Here is a 16521-nt window from a genome sequence, read left to right on the forward strand (position 1 = left end):
GCTCCCACAGGGACCCCACATCTCTCAGGCTCTGTTGAGTCCTGGGCCACAGGACCATGGCAGTCCTCAGTGGCTGAGGTGATCCTGTGGGAGCGGGCTTGTCCCGCGAAGAGGCCGGTGCAGGTTTACTGCTGGCCAATGGACTGCAAATACTCCGACCGGTCATCACTGCGCTGGGCCACGCAGGTATCCCAGGCCGCCTGGAATGCCTTGCTCCCCGCCTTTTCGGCATAGGTCTCGACCTTGCAATCAGCATCGCGCAGTTGCATCCACAGCTTCTCTGCCGCGTCCATGCGCCCGATCAGGGCAGTGGCCTGGTCGCCTTCGTCGGCATATTGATCGCGAATGCGCTGGATCAAGTCATCGTAAGCCGACTTCAGCTCCCGCTCTGCCGTCTGCTTGTTGAACGCCGCGCAGGCGTAGGTCTGCTGGTCGGTCTCGACGTTGTCGCACGGGGTGCTTTCTTCCTCCCCGGCGTGGGCGCCCGATACGACGGCCAGCAATACCAGCCATGCCAATGATTTCATCCCTTTTCTCCTCAACAGGCTGACGAATCGCAGGATTCTCGCTCAGACGACGGCGCTGTGGTAGCCACCTGTCCAAATGTTCATAAAGCCGCCAGAAAGGTCGTTATCGAGACTGTCTCTCATCGCCAGACGGCGTGCCAGAGGGCGTGTTGTCGCGCATTGACGCTTTCGGCAAACCCCCTGTCGTTTTTGCATCGGGGCGCCTTTGGGCACAGGCATATGCTGGCCCCAAAGCGCCGGCACAAGGTTTGGCGCCAACCATTCAATAAAAGGGGACAGCCTGATGAGCCCAGCCGAACTTCACGCCGACAGCATCGTCATCGACGGCCTGATCATTGCCAAATGGAACCGCGAGCTGTTCGAGGACATGCGCAAAGGCGGGCTGACTGCGGCCAACTGCACGGTGTCGGTCTGGGAAGGGTTCAAGGCTACCGTCGACAACATTGCCTCCAGCCAGAAGCTGATCCGTGACAACAGCGACCTGGTGATGCCGGTGCGCACCACCGCCGACATCCGCAAGGCCAAGGAGCTGGGCAAGACTGGCATCCTGTTCGGCTTCCAGAACGCCCATGCGTTCGAAGACCAGATCGCTTACGTTGACGTGTTCAAGCAGCTGGGCGTAGGCATCGTGCAGATGTGCTACAACACCCAGAACCTGGTGGGCACCGGCTGCTACGAGCGTGACGGCGGGCTGTCGGGCTTCGGCCGCGAGATCGTCGCGGAAATGAACCGCGTCGGCATCATGTGCGACCTGTCCCACGTCGGCTCCAAGACTTCCGAAGAGGTCATCCTCGAATCGAAAAAGCCGGTGTGCTACTCGCACTGCCTGCCATCGGGCCTGAAAGAGCACCCGCGCAACAAGTCGGATGAAGAGCTGAAGTTCATCGCCGACCACGGCGGCTTCGTCGGCGTGACCATGTTCGCGCCGTTCCTGGCCAAAGGCATCGACTCCACCATCGACGACTACGCCGAAGCCATTGAGTACACCATGAACATTGTCGGTGAAGACGCCATCGGTATCGGTACCGACTTCACCCAGGGCCACGGCCAGGACTTCTTCGAGTACCTGACCCACGACAAGGGCTACGCCCGCCGCCTCACCAACTTCGGCAAGATCATCAACCCGCTGGGCATCCGCACCGTGGGCGAATTCCCCAACCTCACCGAAACCTTGCTCAAGCGCGGCCATTCCGAGCGTGTGGTGCGCAAGATCATGGGCGAGAACTGGGTCAACGTCCTCAAGGACGTCTGGGGCGAGTAAGCCGCTCTCCAAGCCTGAAAGCCCCTGCCAGCAACGCCGGGGCACCCACATAAAAATTTTATGGAGTTGAGTTTCCATGGCCAAGATCGCCCCGCAATTGCCAATCGAAGTCGACAGCGAAACCGGTGTCTGGACCAGCGACGCCTTGCCGATGCTGTACGTGCCGCGCCACTTCTTCGTCAACAACCACATGGGCATCGAGGAAGTGCTGGGCGCCGACGCCTATGCCGAGATCCTCTACAAGGCCGGCTACAAGTCCGCCTGGCACTGGTGTGAAAAAGAAGCTGAGTGCCATGGCCTGGAAGGCGTAGCGGTGTTCGAGCACTACATGAAGCGCCTGAGCCAGCGTGGCTGGGGCCTGTTCGAGATCCAGGACATCGACCTGGACAAAGGCACCTGCAGCGTCAAGCTCAAGCACTCGGCGTTCGTGTACGTGTACGGCAAGTGTGGCCGCAAGGTCGACTACATGTTCACCGGCTGGTTCGCCGGCGCAATGGACCAGATTCTCGCTGCCCGCGGCAGCTCGATCCGCACCGTGGCCGAACAGGTCTACGGCGGGTCGGAAGAAGGCCACGAAGATGGCCTGTTCGTTACAAAGCCGTTGTAAGCCGGAGATAGCGTCATGGCATTCGAAGCAATGTTCCAGCCGATCCAGATCGGCAAACTGACCATCCGCAACCGCGTGCTCAGCACCGCGCACGCCGAGGTTTACGCCACTGACGGCGGCATGACCACCGACCGCTATGTGAAGTACTACGAAGAGAAGGCCAAGGGCGGCATCGGCCTGGCGATCTGCGGCGGGTCGTCCGTTGTTGCCATCGACAGCCCGCAGGAATGGTGGGCGTCGGTCAACCTGTCGACCGACCGTATCATCCCGCACTTCCAGAACCTGGCTGACGCCATGCACAAGCATGGCGCCAAGATCATGATCCAGATTACCCACATGGGCCGTCGCTCGCGCTGGGACGGCTTCAACTGGCCGACCCTGATGTCGCCGTCGGGTATCCGTGAACCTGTGCACCGCGCCACCTGCAAGACCATCGAGGTGGAAGAGATCTGGCGCGTCATCGGCAACTACGCGCAGGCCGCGCGGCGTGCCAAAGAGGGCGGCCTGGACGGCGTGGAACTGTCGGCCGTGCACCAGCACATGATCGACCAGTTCTGGAGCCCGCGGGTCAACAAACGTACCGACGAATGGGGCGGCACGTTTGAAGGCCGCATGAAGTTCGGCCTGGAAGTACTGAAAGCGGTGCGCGCCGAAGTGGGTGACGACTTCTGTGTGGGCATGCGTATCTGTGGCGACGAGTTCCACCCTGATGGCCTCAGCCACGAGGACATGAAACAGATCGCCGCGTATTACGACGGCACCGGCATGCTCGACTTCATTGGCGTGGTCGGCTCGGGTTGCGACACCCACAACACCCTGGCCAACGTCATCCCGAACATGAGCTACCCGCCAGAGCCGTTCCTGCACCTGGCGGCCGGCATCAAGGAAGTGGTCAAGGTCCCGGTACTGCACGCGCAGAACATCAAGGACCCGAACCAGGCCACGCGCATTCTTGAAGGCGGCTACGTGGACATGGTCGGCATGACCCGTGCTCACATGGCTGACCCGCACCTGATCGCCAAGATCAAGATGGGCCAGATTGACCAGATCAAACAGTGCGTCGGCGCCAACTACTGCATCGACCGCCAGTACCAGGGCCTGGATGTACTGTGCATCCAGAACGCCGCCACCTCCCGTGAATACATGGGGGTGCCGCACATCATCGAGAAGACCACCGGCGTCAAGCGCAAGGTGGTGGTGGTTGGCGCAGGCCCGGCCGGCATGGAAGCGGCCCGCGTGGCCGCCGAACGTGGCCACGACGTGACCCTGTTCGAGAAAAAAGACCAGATCGGCGGGCAGATCACCATTGCCGCCAAGGCACCGCAGCGTGACCAGATCGCCGGTATTACCCGCTGGTACCAGCTGGAACTGGCGCGCCTGAAAGTGGACCTGCGCCTGGGGACCGCTGCCAGCGTGGACGCCATCCAGGACCTGCGCCCGGACGTGATCGTGCTGGCGGTGGGCGGCCATCCGTTCGTCGAGCAGAACGAGCACTGGGGCGCTGCCGAAGGGCTGGTGGTCAGCAGCTGGGACGTACTCGACGGCAAGGTTGCGCCGGGCAAGAACGTGCTGGTGTACGACACCATTTGTGAATTCACCGGCATGTCGGCAGCAGACTACATTGCCGACAAAGGCAGCCAGGTTGAAATCGTCACCGACGACATCAAGCCGGGCGTGGCCATGGGCGGCACGACCTTCCCGACCTACTACCGCAGCATGTACCCGAAAGAAGTGATCATGACCGGCGACATGATGCTGGAAAAGGTCTACCGCGAAGGCGACAAGCTGGTGGCGGTGCTGGAGAACGAATACACCGGCGCCAAGGAAGAACGCGTGGTCGACCAGGTGGTGATCGAGAACGGCGTGCGGCCTGATGAAGCACTGTACTACGCGCTGAAGGACGGCTCGCGCAACAAGGGCCAGATCGATGTGGAGGCGCTGTTCGCCATCAAGCCGCAGCCGATCCTCAGCCAGCCGGGCGAGGGCTACCTGCTGTATCGGATCGGCGACTGCGTGGCCCAGCGCAACGTGCATGCAGCGATCTACGACGCCTTGCGGCTGTGCAAGGATTTCTGATCCCGCGCGCCTAAACGCCGTAGACCCCTGTGGGAGCGGGCTTGCCCCGCGAATGCGTCAGCACCAACAACGATGTTGTCAGGCCGGACGTCTTCGCGGGACAAGCCCGCTCCCACAAGGGGCATAGCGGCGCAAGAATTCAGCTGTTGTTGTGGGAGCCTCCCATGTTGAACACCCTTCTACCCATCCTGCTGTTCGCTGCCCTTGGCCTGGCAGTGCTCGGCGCCCTGCGCCGGGTGCGCATGTGGCGGCGTGGCCGGGCTTCCAAGGTCGACCTGATCGGCGGCCTGCTGGCCATGCCGCGGCGCTACCTGGTGGACCTGCACCACGTGGTCGAGCGCGATAAGTACATGTCCAAGACCCACGTGGCTACCGCAGGCGGCTTCGTGCTGTCGGCCGCGCTGGCGATTCTGGTGCATGGCTTTGGCCTGCAGAGCAAAATCCTCGGCTACGCGTTACTGGTAGCCACGGTAATCATGTTTACCGGGGCCATCTTTGTCTTCAAGCGCCGCCTCAACCCGCCATCGCGCCTGTCCAAGGGGCCGTGGATGCGCTTGCCGAAGAGCCTGCTGGTATTCGCCGCAAGCTTCTTCATTGCCACCCTGCCGGTCGCCGGCATCCTGCCCGCCAACACGGGCGGCTGGGTGATGGTCGCCGTACTCGGCCTGGGCGTGCTGTGGGGTGTGTCGGAGCTGTTCTTCGGCATGACCTGGGGCGGCCCTATGAAGCACGCCTTCGCCGGTGCCCTGCACCTGGCCTGGCACCGCCGTGCCGAGCGCTTCGGCGGCGGCCGCTCCACCGGTCTCAAGCCGCTGGACCTGGAAGACCCGAACGCGCCGCTGGGCGTGGAAAAGCCGGCGGACTTCACCTGGAACCAGCTGCTGGGCTTCGACGCCTGCGTGCAGTGCGGTAAATGTGAAGCTATGTGCCCGGCCTTTGCTGCCGGCCAGCCGCTGAACCCGAAAAAGCTCATTCAGGACATGGTCATCGGCCTGGCCGGCGGCACGGACGCCCAGTTCGCCGGCAGCCCGTACCCGGGCAAGCCGATCGGTGAGCATGGCGGCCACCCGCACCAGCCGATCGTCAATGGTCTGGTCGACGCCGAAACGCTGTGGTCGTGCACCACTTGCCGTGCCTGCGTCGAGGAATGCCCGATGATGATCGAGCACGTCGATGCCATCGTCGACATGCGCCGCCACCTCACCCTGGAAAAGGGCGCCACCCCGAACAAGGGCGCCGAGGTGCTGGACAACCTGATCGCCACTGACAACCCAGGCGGCTTCGCCCCCGGCGGGCGCATGAACTGGGCAGCCGACCTCAACCTGCAACTGCTGTCGGAGGTGAAAACCACCGACGTGCTGTTCTGGGTTGGCGACGGTGCCTTCGACATGCGCAACCAGCGCACCCTGCGTTCGTTTGTCAAAGTGTTGAAGGCCTCGGGCGTGGACTTTGCCGTGCTCGGCCTGGAAGAACGCGACAGTGGCGACGTTGCCCGCCGCCTGGGCGACGAAGCGACTTTCCAGCAACTGGCCAAACGCAATATCCAGACCCTGGCCAAGTACACGTTCCAGCGCATCGTCACCTGCGACCCGCACAGCTTCCATGTGCTGAAGAACGAGTACGGCGCATTGGGCGGCGACTACCAGGTGCAGCACCACAGCACCTACATGGCCGAACTGATCGCGGCCAACAAGCTCAACCTCGGCCAGCACAAGGGCGGCAGCGTCACCTACCACGACCCTTGCTACCTGGGCCGCTACAACGGTGAGTACGAAGCACCGCGTGAAGTGCTCAAGGCGCTGGGTATTGAAGTGCGCGAGATGCAGCGCTCGGGCTTCCGTTCCCGTTGCTGCGGCGGTGGCGGTGGGGCGCCGATCACTGACATCCCGGGCAAGCAGCGTATCCCCGACATGCGCATGGACGACATCCGTGAGACCGAGGCCGAGCTGGTGGCCGTGGGTTGCCCACAATGCACCGCCATGCTCGAAGGCGTGGTCGAACCGCGCCCGCAGATCAAGGACCTGGCCGAGCTGGTGGCCGACGTGCTGATCGAAGAGGACGCGCCTTCTGCCGCAAAGCCGCAAACGGCCAAACGTGAACCTGCGGAGGTGCACTGATGAGCGACATTATCCGCCGCGACCCACGCGCCGAGTGGATCGCCCGTAACCGCCTGCACCCGCTGCATGCGGCCATGCAGACGCAACAGACCAGCTGGATGGGGCCCAATGGCCTGATCCGCAAGAACCCCCATGCGATTGCCGCAGGCTTCATCGGCCCGGCCGGCATCAAGCGCATCGACCGCAGCGGCGCCCAGCAGGGTACCGGTGTGGGCGGGCGTCGCACGGCGGCGGCAGAGGTCAAGCTGCCGCTGCACCAGGTGCCGGCGCCGGCGTTCTACATCGCCGTGGTGCCGGACATGGTCGGTGGTCGCCTGAGCAGCCACGACCGCGATTTGCTCGGCCTGGCCCACAGCCTGGCCGGCAGTGACGGCGCGGTGCTGGCGGTGGTCTTTAACGAGCACAAGGAAAGCAACTTTTCCACAGCCGGTGTCGACCGCCTGCTGGTCATCGAGGGCGAGGCCTTCGAGGGTTATGCACCGGAGCAACTGGTGCAGGGCCTGCGGGCTGTGGATAACCAGTTCACCCCGCGCCACTGGCTGCTGCCCGACAGCCGCACCGGTGGCGGCGAACTGGGCCGACGCCTGGGCGCGGCGCTGGGCGAGCGCCCGGCCACGCGGGTGTGGCAGGTCAAGGACGGTCAGTGCATCGGCCGCGCCGGCGCCGGCCAGCAAGACCTGCAACGTGCCGTGCCACGGCTGATCCTGGCGGCCGCCGAGTGCGCGGAGCCGGTCAGCGAAACCCGTCACGAAGCCTTGCCGGTGGAGTTGTCCACACGCGTGGCGCGCAGCCTGTCGCGCATCGAAGACCTGGGCTCGGTGGCCGTGGACCCGGCCACCATTGCCATGGCCGAGGCCGAGTTCATCATCTCGGGCGGCAATGGGGTCAAGGACTGGGACCTGTACCACCAGGCCACCGCAGCCCTTGGCGCCACCGAAGGTGCCTCGCGGGTGGCGGTGGACGACGGCTTCATGCCGCGCAATCGCCAGGTGGGTGCCACCGGTACCTGGGTCACCGCGCGCGTGTACGTGGCTGTGGGCATCTCGGGTGCCATCCAGCACCTGCAGGGCATCGGCGCCTGCGACAAGGTGGTGGCGATCAACATGGACCCGGGCTGCGACATGATCAAACGGGCGGACCTGTCGGTGATTGGCGACAGTTCGGCGATTCTCAAGGCACTGATCGAGGCTGTGGACAACTACCGCAGCGGCGGCCAGCGCGACGCGGCATAAGGGCACGAGCATGAGTACGAAAGTGATCAGCCTGGTTTCCATCGGTGCCCACCCAAGCTCCGGGCGCGCCCGCCGCGCCGAGCAGGATGCCCGCGCCGTGGAACTGGGTTTGCAGCTGGCTGGGGATAACTTGCAGGTGGTCCATGCCGGCAACCCACAGGAAGAAGCGCTGCGCGCCTACCTGGGCATGGGCCTGGACCATCTTGACGTGCTGGAGCAGCCGGCCGGTGCCGATGTGCTGGGCGTGCTGGGGGATTACCTGCGCGACGCCGGGGCACAGCTGGTGCTGACCGGTAGCCAGGCCGAGACGGGTGAAGGCTCGGGCATGCTGCCCTTCCTGCTGGCCGAAAAACTTGGCTGGCCGTTGATCGTGGGGCTGGCCGAGGTGGAGTCGATCGAGAACGGCACCGCCCAGGTCTTGCAGGCGTTGCCGCGGGGCCAGCGGCGCCGGCTGAAAGTGCGCCTGCCGTTGCTGGCGACTGTGGATAACGCTGCGCCCAAGCCGCGCCAGAGCGCATTCGGGCCCGCGCGACGGGGTGTGCTGGCTGCGCGTAATGTGGCCATTGTCGAAGATGAGTTGCTGGCCGATGCCGAGTTGCAACCGGCCCGTCCCCGGCCCAAGCGCCTGAAGGTGATCAAGGCCAAGAGCGGTGCGGACCGCATGAAAGCAGCAACGGCAAAGGCCAGTGGCGGCGGTGGCAAGGTGCTGAAGGATGTTTCGCCACAGGAAGGTGCTGAGGCCATCCTCAAGCTGCTGGTGGAAGAGGGCGTGCTGCGCTAAAGCCTTACGCGCTCTTCGGCAAGCCCCCCTCACTCTGTGGGAGCGGGCTTGCCCCGCGAACACCGGCGCAGCCGGTGCCATGCACCGCGTCGCCAGCTTCGCGGGGCAAGCCCGCTCCCACAACGACCCCCTGATCTGTTGCAGGCCCATTCCGCCTGTGCATAAGTCCCTCCTTTTCCCCACCACACCGCCAGATTTGACGGAAATGGCACAACCATCAGGTGCAACTCTGTTTTGCCCACGGAATCTGTTCGCCAAGGTGTGGATAAAGTGTTGGTGCATGGCTGGGGGCCATATATAACGGGGCTTAGAGAGTTTTGATCATAAACTGATCAAATGTGAGCCGGCTCCTCAGCCACAGATATGCGTGCGTCCCACAGGTTTTGCCCACAATCGCTGTTAGCGGGTCTGTGGATAATCTGTTCGGCGCTACCTGAAAGCCGCGCAGCTACTCGCTTGTGAGTGATTGATTAAGAAATGATCAAATGGGCATGGATATCTTCAGATCACTGATTTTCAAGGCGTTGAATCGCTTATCCACACCCGACGCGCTGCATGTTCGCGCTTTGTTCACAAACTCTGTTGGTGAGTCTGTGGATAAGGTGTATGGAGTCCTCTGTGGCCCAACAGTTAGGCTGCCTTGCTGGCTTTGATCAAAAAATGAGCAGTCATTCACCTGATATTTATGTCAGTAGCCACACCTTTCATTCACCGCTACGGTATTCCAAACAATTAAAACTTGTGCATAACCTATGGCGGCTCATTTTTTGACGACAGACCTGCAGCGCTCCGTGTTGCCAGGTCTGCACGCTTATTCACCTTACGGCTTCATGAAAACCAGCCCAGCACCGGTGCTGGCTTTTGGTGGCCAGCATCGTGATCCGCTCACGGGCAATTATCCGTTGGGCAATGGCCGTCGCTTCTATAGCCCGACCCTCTTGCGCTTTACGACCTGTGACTCGCTCAGCCCGTTTTCCAAGGGGGGTATCAATGGGTACGCCTACTGTGGCGGAGATCCGGTAAACCGGCATGACCCAAACGGTGCATTCTGGGGCGTCATACTCAGGGGCATTGGCTTGCTCTCCAGCGGTGCCACCTTCTCGGGCGCGACGGTTCGAACAATGAGGAATGTGGTCGGGCGCAGGTCGGCTGCTCGGTTGGCTAACGGCGTGCCCGCTGATTATCAGGAGCTACCGCTTACAGCCAGAATTTCGAACCAGCAGTTCAGTTTGACCGGCGCTTTTGGCGTAGCCGGGCAGGTGGTCGCCGCTGCCAACGGGGTGACCCCAAGCGTTCAGAGCGCTGTGGATCTCATCGCGCTAGGAAATACGGTCACAAATCTGAGCGGTGGTTTGACAGGAAATTTCGCCGCAGCACGTGAAGTAGCCCACTACATGCGGACTTATCCACGTGACACTCACCGGTTATTGGGGAATACGTTCATGGATTTGACGATGTTGGACGAGATGCTCTCTACCGTAGGCCGTGGGTTGGCATATGTAGGCAGAGGATTTGCAGCCGCTGCGAGCTGGATCAGGTCGTTACGATCGGTGCCTCATGATGTCCAGGTATAGGGAAATCTCCGAGCATACGGTTTGCCTGGCGCGCTCACGCTGTTAAGTTCGGAGCGCTGCCAGGCCACCGATGATGGTTTACTGCGCCTTCACCTCTTTCAGGTATGGAGCAGGCTCTGCGCCCAAGTTGGCCAACACGCGGTCGCTGTACCAGTCAATGAAGTTCACCACACCAAACTCGTAAGTCTTCGAGTAAGGCCCAGGCTGGTACGCCGTGGAGTTGATGCCACGCTGGTTCTCTTCCGCCAGGCGGCGGTCCTGGTCGTTGGTAGCGTCCCACACCTTGCGCATGCGCTCCGGGTCGTAATCGACGCCTTCGACCGCATCCTTGTGCACCAGCCACTTGGTGGTGACCATGGTTTCCTGGGCGCTGATCGGCCACACGGTGAACACAATCATGTGGTCGCCCATGCAGTGGTTCCACGAGTGCGGCAGGTGCAGGATGCGCATCGAGCCCAGGTCCGGGTTCTTGATGCGGCCCATCAGCTTCTGGCAGGCCTGTTTGCCGTCCATGGTCATCGATACCGTGCCTTTGAGCAGGGGCATGCGCACGATACGGTTACGCAGGCCATGGCTCTTGTGCAGGTACGGGATCTTTTCGGCTTCCCAGGCGGCGGCCGAAGCGGCCACGTGGTCCTTGAATTCCTGGCTGGCGCGCGGGTCGTTGGTGTCGTCCCACTCCAGCAGGGTTTGCAGCAGCTCCGGGTGCGAACCGCTGCAGTGGTAGCACTCGCGGTTGTTTTCCAGCACCAGCTTCCAGTTGGCCTTTTCCATCAAGGTGGTGTGCACCGCCACCTTGGTGTTCTCCATGTCGTACGGTTCCATGTAGTGTTCCAGGGTAGCCAGGAACTCGTCGATGGCAGGCGGGTTTTCTGCCAGGCTGATGAAGATATAGCCACCGGCCACCTTCACATGCACCGGCTTCAGGCCGTACTCCTTCATGTCGAAGTCGGCGCCCATTTCGGTGCCGGCGAACAGCAGGCGGCCGTCCAGTTCATAGGTCCACTGGTGGTAATGGCAGACCAGCTTGGCCACCTTGCCTTTGTCGCTGACGCACAAACGCGAACCACGGTGGCGGCAGACGTTATGGAAGGCGTGCACCTTGCCTTCGGCACCCCGCACCACCAGGATCGGGTTTTTGCCGATCTGCAGGGTGATGTAGTTACCTTTCGCCGGAATTTCGCAAGTCATGCCAGCGATCAACCATTCTTTCTGGAAGATCTCCTGCATGTCGATCTGGAACAGACGCTCGTCGGTGTAGAAAGGCTGGGGCAGCGAGTAGGTGCGCTCGCGGGTCTGCAGCATCTCGGCGGTAGCCTTGCGTGCAGGTTCCAGTGGATCGCCCAGGCTCAGGGTTGCGGTGACGTCCATCGTGTATTCCTCGGGGCCGTGTGCGGCCGGCAAAAGGTGGCTAATCGTTGTTGTTGCCGCAAGGCGGTTATCAGCGGCTTTTTGTTTAAACAGCAGGCATGTTTATTTGCCGTGGAGTGTGCGTCCGAAGACGCCGCGAACCGTATCCATGGGCGACATGGCCGAATTGAATTACGACGCGCCAGCCCTTGTAGCGCGGGGCTGGTCGCGATAAGCACGCCGATGTCGCTGGCAGGAATGTACGTCGCTCTCAGCTTGCGCATTATCCAAGCCATAAAAAGCCCACTAGTCGGCTGCTGGAGATGAACATGTCCGATACCTTCCTCAATCCGGTCACCACCCAGACCTGGGCCAACGGCCGCCACATCGTGCGCTGCGTCAAGGTCATCCAGGAGACCTGGGACGTGCGCACCTTCTGCTTCATGGCCGACCAGCCGATCATGTTCTTCTTCAAGCCCGGGCAGTTCGTCACCCTGGAGCTGGAGATCGAAGGCAAGCCGGTGATGCGTTCCTACACCATTTCCAGTTCGCCGTCGGTGCCCTACAGTTTTTCGATCACAGTGAAGCGCGTGCCGGGTGGCTTGGTGTCCAACTTCTTGCACGACACCATGCACGAAGGCGCCGAACTGCCGGTACACGGCCCGGTGGGGCTGTTCAACGCCATCGACTTCCCGGCGGGCAAGGCGCTGTACCTGTCGGGCGGTGTCGGCATTACGCCGGTCATGTCGATGGCGCGCTGGTTCTATGACACCAACGCCAACGTCGACATGGTGTTCGTGCACAGCGCCCGTTCGCCGAAGGACATCATCTACCATCGCGAGCTGGAACAGATGGCCTCGCGCATCCCCAACTTCAGCCTGCATATCATTTGCGAGAAGCATGGCCTGGGCGAGCCATGGGCGGGGTACCGCGGTTACCTGAATCAGCGACTCATGGAACTGATCGCCCCTGACTACATGGAGCGCGTGGTGTTTTGCTGCGGCCCGACGCCTTATATGACGGCGGTCAAGCGCATGCTCGAAGCCGTCGGTTTCGACATGAAGAATTATCACGAGGAGTCGTTTGGTGCGACGCCGGCCGAGGCCAAGGCCGATGCGGTGGAGCACGCCGAACAGGCGGCCGACGCACCGGAGCTGGATGTATCCGACCTCAACCTGGTGGAGTTCATCGGCAGCGACAAGAGCATCCGCATCGCCCCGGGCGAGACTGTGCATGCGGCCGCAGCCAAGGTTGGCCTGATGATCCCGAAAGCCTGCGGCATGGGCATCTGCGGCACTTGCAAGGTGCTCAAGCTGGGCGGCGAAGTGGAGATGGAGCACAACGGCGGCATCACCGAAGAGGATGAAGCCGAGGGCTACATCCTGTCGTGCTGCAGCGTGCCGAAAGGGGATGTGCGGATCGATTACTGATCCAGTAATGCTGGGGCTGCTTTGCAGCCCATTCGCGGGACAAGCCCGCTCCCACAGGTTTACCCCTGGTCTGAAGGTTTCGGTAAACCTGTGGGAGCGGGCTTGTCCCGCGAAAGGGCCATCAGATCCATACAGCATCCCAATGTGAGTAGTCGCCCGCACGGTCAACCAGCCCGGCTCTTATGGGATTGGCAACGATGTACCTCGCCACGTGCAGCACACTTTCTTTCCGCCGCAAGGCCCGGTTCTGATAGCCCGGCTGCCATATTTTCTTGCGTGACATGCCCCGCTGATAGAGCGCATGACTACTCCGTGATTTGAACCTGCGCATCAAGCAGCTCAACGTGCCACTTTGCAACTCAATCAGCCAATGCACATGGTCGGGCATGACCACCCAGGCCAGGGACCGGCAAAGCCCATCGAGCTCCGCCTGTCTCAGTTGCAGGATCACGCCACGGGCGTAGTTGAATTGAGTGAAGATCTGCTGACGTTCATGAGTGACCGTGGTCAGCAGGTAAAGCCCCCCCGGCTGAGAAAAACGGCCGCGGCGCAGCAGATGGGATTGGGCACGGTCCATGTGGGGTCCCTGATGTGAGATCTGGGACAACACTAGGTGAGATGTCAGTGGCGTGCGGTGTGGAATGTTTTCTGGATGTTGGGTAGCAACGCTGGCCTCTTCGCGGGGCAAGCCCGCTCCCACAGGCTCACCGTACCCTTCAGATCAGCACAGACCCTGGGGGAGGCTCACCGTAGCCCTCACACCAGCCCCGAGCCTCTGGCAGGCTAACAGAATCCCTCAAGCCAGCGCCGAGCCTCTGGCAGGCTAACAGAATCCCTCAAGCCAGCGCCGAGCCTCTGGCAGGCTAGCAGAATCCCTCAAGCCAGCGCCGAGCCTCTGGCAGGCTAACAGAATCCCTAAAGCCAGCGCCGAACCTGTGGGAGCGGGCTTGTCCCGCGAATGGGCCGCACAGCGGCCCCAACATTGTCATGTACGGAACCGTGCCACCAACCCATTCAGGTCCACGGCCAAGCGCGACAGCTCAGCACTCGCCGCACTGGTCTGATGCGCCCCCGTAGCACTCTGCACCGACAGGTCATTGATGTTCACCAGGTTGCGGTCCACTTCCCGCGCCACTTGTGCCTGCTCTTCCGCCGCGCTGGCGATCACCAGGTTACGCTCGTTGATCTGTGCCACCGCCCCGGCAATGGTGTCCAACGCCAAGCCAGCACCGCGGGCGATGTTCAGCGTCGACTCGGCGCGTTCAGTGCTGGTGCGCATCGACTCCACTGCCTCTTCCGTGCCGCCTTGAATGCTGCCAATCATCCGTTCGATCTCGCTGGTCGACTGCTGGGTACGGTGCGCCAGCGCACGCACTTCATCCGCTACCACGGCAAAGCCACGGCCCGCTTCGCCGGCGCGCGCCGCCTCAATGGCAGCATTGAGCGCCAGCAGGTTGGTCTGGTCGGCCAGGCCGCGGATCACGTCGAGTACCTTGCCAATGTCGCGCGACTGTTCGGCCAGGTGCGTGATCAGTTTTGCTGTGGCCTGCACGTCACCGCTCATGCGCTCGATGGCGCCCACCGTCTCCATCACCAGGTCACGACCGTCGCCAGTGGAACGGCTGGCTTCACTGGATGCCTCTGAGGTACTCACGGCATTTCGCGCCACTTCCTCCACCGCACTGGTCATTTCAGTCACGGCAGTGGCGGCTTGTTCAATTTCGTTGTTCTGCTGTTGCAGGCCACGGGCACTTTCGTCGGTGACGGCGTTCAATTCTTCGGCCGCCGAGGCCAGCTGGGTGGCGGAGCCGGCGATCTGCTGCAGGGTGTCGCGTAGCTTGTCTTGCATGCGGGCCATGGCACGCAGCAGGCGGGCGGCTTCGTCGGTGCCTTCGGCGCGGATGATGTGGGTCAGGTCACCGTCGGCGACCTGCTCGGCGCATTTGAGCGCCTCATCAATCGGCTTGACGATGCTGCGGGTCAACAAAAGGGCGCACGCGAATGTCAGCACGGTAGCGGCAACCAGCAGGCCGATCACCAGGGTGAAGGCAGTGTCGTACTGGCTGGCGGCCTTCTCGTTGGTGGAACGGGTCTGTTCGGTGTTGATACGCACCAGGGTTTCCATGACCTTGTTGATTTGCTCGGAGTTGGCCAGCAGGTCGCGGTTGAGCAGGTCGCGCAGTTCGTCGACGCGGCCGGCCTGGCTCAGGCTGCGCATGCGCGATTCCAGTTGGCGGTACTGGTTGAGCAACTGGCCGTACTGGTCGAACGCCGCCTGTTCATCACCGGCGGCGATCATCGGCAAATAGGCCTGGCGCGCACGGTCGATCTGGCTGTTGCGCTGGTCCAGCAGGTTGAGGGTATCGCTTTGGATGGCAGGCTCGCGGTTGATCAGCAGTCGATAGGACAGGGTGCGCATGCGCAGGTTGAGCGCGGTGATTTCGTCGAGGATCTTGATGCTGGGCACGTTGACTTGCTCGATGGCCACGCCCGCGTGGCGAATGTTGCCCATTTGCACCAGTGAGAAGATACCAAGGCCGAGCATCAGCAGGCCGATGAGCGCGAAGCCGAGCAGCGCGCGCGGGGCGATATTCATGTTGCGTAGAGACATGGAGGGGAAGATCCAGGCAAGGGATAAAGAGTGCGCGAAGTGCGACAAAACATGACTTGCCGGGCTATCGGTCGTGACTGGCCAGTCTTGAGCGCGCCCCGCTAAATTTGTGAGCGCGCTAACCTTTTCCTGACCGGCGGTTGACCCAGGTCGGAACAAGGGGGTGATTACCCTGTCAATCTGCGGGCCAGACACCTTGTGAATCCGATTTTTAATGGCGATGGGCCGCGCTTTTCTTTATCGTGTGCGCCCCTCGCAACAACCTGAGATAGACCCATGCTGGAAGCTTCCCTGAATCAAATCGAGCAACTGGTCAGCGACCTGATGCAGAAGAACGCTCAACTCACCGAGCAGAACACCGCCCTTGGCACGCAATTGGCCCAGGCCAAGGAAGAAAACGAAACCCTGCAGCTGTCGCTGATGGAGCAGGAAGAGAAGAACGGCAGCACCGCCGCCCGCCTGCAGGCCCTGGTTGATCGCGCCAGCGCTGGCGTTGCTGGCGCATGAGATTGCAAGAGCAGCCGGTCAATGTCGTGTCGATTCTCGGCATCGACTATTCGATCAAGGCGCCCGAAGGCCAGGAAGAAACCCTGGCCCAGGCGGTGCGGATGCTCAACACCGCCCTGAACGAAACCAAGCGTCAGTACCCGACCCTGATCGGTGACAAATTGCTGGTGCTGGCTGCCCTTAACCTGTGCTCCAAACAGGTTGAACTGCAGAAAGAACATCAGCAGACCCTTGCGCGTACCCAGGCGCAGATCGACGCCACGGTGGACGCCATCGTGCGGACCATTGCAGAGTCCTGATCGATAGCTGGGGCGCTTTGCGCCCCAATCGCGACACAAGGCCGCTCCCTGTAGGAGCAGCCTTGTGCTGCGAATGGGCTGCGCAGCAGCCCCAAAGCCCCAACTCATTGTTCCAGGTCACTGGATTAACTGGATACGCAAGTGTATAC

Annotated in this window: 14 protein-coding genes and 1 pseudogene; 10 read left to right on the forward strand and 5 right to left on the reverse strand. The window is 61.9% G+C overall.

Annotation, left to right across the window (positions count from 1 at the left end; genetic code table 11):
* Positions 1–125: 125 nt before the first annotated feature.
* Positions 126–527, reverse strand: coding sequence for a lysozyme inhibitor LprI family protein (locus tag AC07XM_RS06145; RefSeq protein ID WP_060518030.1), 402 nt, complete (start codon positions 525–527; stop codon positions 126–128).
* 283 nt (positions 528–810) lie between these two features.
* Here AC07XM_RS06145 and AC07XM_RS06150 point away from each other — a divergent pair, with 283 nt between their 5' ends.
* From AC07XM_RS06150 to AC07XM_RS06180, 7 genes are all read left to right on the forward strand, one after another.
* On the forward strand, positions 811–1788 hold the full coding sequence (locus AC07XM_RS06150; RefSeq protein ID WP_003255700.1) for a dipeptidase: 978 nt from the start codon (positions 811–813) through the stop codon (positions 1786–1788).
* 76 nt (positions 1789–1864) lie between these two features.
* Positions 1865–2395 carry a DUF5943 domain-containing protein gene (locus tag AC07XM_RS06155; protein ID WP_012316656.1) on the forward strand — a complete coding sequence of 177 codons (531 nt, stop codon included), beginning with the start codon at positions 1865–1867 and terminating at the stop codon, positions 2393–2395.
* A 15-nt stretch (positions 2396–2410) separates the two neighbouring features.
* Positions 2411–4471: a dimethylglycine demethylation protein DgcA gene (dgcA, locus tag AC07XM_RS06160; protein WP_016484521.1), complete on the forward strand. Its 2061-nt coding sequence runs from the start codon at positions 2411–2413 to the stop codon at positions 4469–4471.
* Between the two features lie 164 nt (positions 4472–4635).
* Positions 4636–6588 carry a dimethylglycine demethylation protein DgcB gene (gene dgcB, locus AC07XM_RS06165; RefSeq protein ID WP_016484522.1) on the forward strand — a complete coding sequence of 651 codons (1953 nt, stop codon included), beginning with the start codon at positions 4636–4638 and terminating at the stop codon, positions 6586–6588.
* The gene (etfA, locus tag AC07XM_RS06170; RefSeq protein ID WP_016484523.1) at positions 6588–7820 is read left to right on the forward strand and encodes an electron transfer flavoprotein subunit alpha; all 1233 of its coding nucleotides are present in this window, start codon (positions 6588–6590) and stop codon (positions 7818–7820) included. Before dgcB ends, etfA begins: the two co-directional genes overlap by 1 nt.
* Before the next feature lie 10 nt (positions 7821–7830).
* Positions 7831–8601, forward strand: coding sequence for an electron transfer flavoprotein subunit beta (etfB, locus tag AC07XM_RS06175; protein ID WP_016484524.1), 771 nt, complete (start codon positions 7831–7833; stop codon positions 8599–8601).
* A 767-nt stretch (positions 8602–9368) separates the two neighbouring features.
* On the forward strand, positions 9369–10175 hold the full coding sequence (locus AC07XM_RS06180) for an RHS repeat-associated core domain-containing protein (protein ID WP_224372423.1): 807 nt from the start codon (positions 9369–9371) through the stop codon (positions 10173–10175).
* A gap of 78 nt (positions 10176–10253) precedes the next feature.
* Here the strand turns inward: AC07XM_RS06180 and gbca are convergent, their stop codons facing one another.
* Positions 10254–11546 carry a glycine betaine monooxygenase oxygenase subunit gene (gene gbca, locus AC07XM_RS06185; RefSeq protein ID WP_016484527.1) on the reverse strand — a complete coding sequence of 431 codons (1293 nt, stop codon included), beginning with the start codon at positions 11544–11546 and terminating at the stop codon, positions 10254–10256.
* 308 nt (positions 11547–11854) lie between these two features.
* Here gbca and gbcB point away from each other — a divergent pair, with 308 nt between their 5' ends.
* Positions 11855–12955 (forward strand): glycine betaine monooxygenase reductase subunit, encoded by a 1101-nt coding sequence (gene gbcB, locus AC07XM_RS06190; RefSeq protein ID WP_016484528.1) that lies wholly within the window; start codon positions 11855–11857, stop codon positions 12953–12955.
* 121 nt (positions 12956–13076) lie between these two features.
* Here the strand turns inward: gbcB and AC07XM_RS06195 are convergent, their stop codons facing one another.
* The 3 genes and pseudogenes from AC07XM_RS06195 to AC07XM_RS06205 all read right to left on the reverse strand — a co-directional run.
* Positions 13077–13532, reverse strand: a complete 456-nt coding sequence (locus tag AC07XM_RS06195) for an REP-associated tyrosine transposase (protein WP_102688917.1) — start codon at positions 13530–13532, stop codon at positions 13077–13079.
* A 408-nt stretch (positions 13533–13940) separates the two neighbouring features.
* Complete coding sequence (locus tag AC07XM_RS06200; RefSeq protein WP_408981009.1) at positions 13941–14813, reverse strand: methyl-accepting chemotaxis protein; 873 nt, start codon at positions 14811–14813, stop codon at positions 13941–13943.
* Positions 14796–15566: pseudogene (locus AC07XM_RS06205) on the reverse strand (MCP four helix bundle domain-containing protein); the annotation flags it as partial. The gene AC07XM_RS06200 and the pseudogene AC07XM_RS06205, both read right to left, overlap by 18 nt.
* Positions 15567–15842: 276 nt before the next feature.
* Here AC07XM_RS06205 and AC07XM_RS06210 point away from each other — a divergent pair.
* A complete protein-coding gene (locus AC07XM_RS06210; RefSeq protein WP_016484531.1) occupies positions 15843–16073 on the forward strand; it encodes a hypothetical protein in 231 nt (76 codons plus the stop codon).
* Positions 16070–16372 (forward strand): cell division protein ZapA, encoded by a 303-nt coding sequence (locus AC07XM_RS06215; RefSeq protein ID WP_016484532.1) that lies wholly within the window; start codon positions 16070–16072, stop codon positions 16370–16372. The genes AC07XM_RS06210 and AC07XM_RS06215 overlap by 4 nt, the downstream gene beginning before the upstream one ends.
* Positions 16373–16521: the final 149 nt, after the last annotated feature.

Source organism: Pseudomonas sp. GW460-LB5, assembly GCF_059423245.1.

Bases quoted from the DNA above. Each gene is read 5' to 3' on its own strand.
- AC07XM_RS06145 (WP_060518030.1), bottom strand. From the start codon at position 527: ATGAAATCATTGGCATGGCTGGTATTGCTGGCCGTCGTATCGGGCGCC.
- AC07XM_RS06150 (WP_003255700.1), top strand. From the start codon at position 811: ATGAGCCCAGCCGAACTTCACGCCGACAGCATCGTCATCGACGGCCTG.
- AC07XM_RS06155 (WP_012316656.1), top strand. From the start codon at position 1,865: ATGGCCAAGATCGCCCCGCAATTGCCAATCGAAGTCGACAGCGAAACC.
- dgcA (WP_016484521.1), top strand. From the start codon at position 2,411: ATGGCATTCGAAGCAATGTTCCAGCCGATCCAGATCGGCAAACTGACC.
- dgcB (WP_016484522.1), top strand. From the start codon at position 4,636: ATGTTGAACACCCTTCTACCCATCCTGCTGTTCGCTGCCCTTGGCCTG.
- etfA (WP_016484523.1), top strand. From the start codon at position 6,588: ATGAGCGACATTATCCGCCGCGACCCACGCGCCGAGTGGATCGCCCGT.
- etfB (WP_016484524.1), top strand. From the start codon at position 7,831: ATGAGTACGAAAGTGATCAGCCTGGTTTCCATCGGTGCCCACCCAAGC.
- gbca (WP_016484527.1), bottom strand. From the start codon at position 11,546: ATGGACGTCACCGCAACCCTGAGCCTGGGCGATCCACTGGAACCTGCA.
- gbcB (WP_016484528.1), top strand. From the start codon at position 11,855: ATGTCCGATACCTTCCTCAATCCGGTCACCACCCAGACCTGGGCCAAC.
- AC07XM_RS06195 (WP_102688917.1), bottom strand. From the start codon at position 13,532: ATGGACCGTGCCCAATCCCATCTGCTGCGCCGCGGCCGTTTTTCTCAG.
- AC07XM_RS06200 (WP_408981009.1), bottom strand. From the start codon at position 14,813: ATGGCCCGCATGCAAGACAAGCTACGCGACACCCTGCAGCAGATCGCC.
- AC07XM_RS06210 (WP_016484531.1), top strand. From the start codon at position 15,843: ATGCTGGAAGCTTCCCTGAATCAAATCGAGCAACTGGTCAGCGACCTG.
- AC07XM_RS06215 (WP_016484532.1), top strand. From the start codon at position 16,070: ATGAGATTGCAAGAGCAGCCGGTCAATGTCGTGTCGATTCTCGGCATC.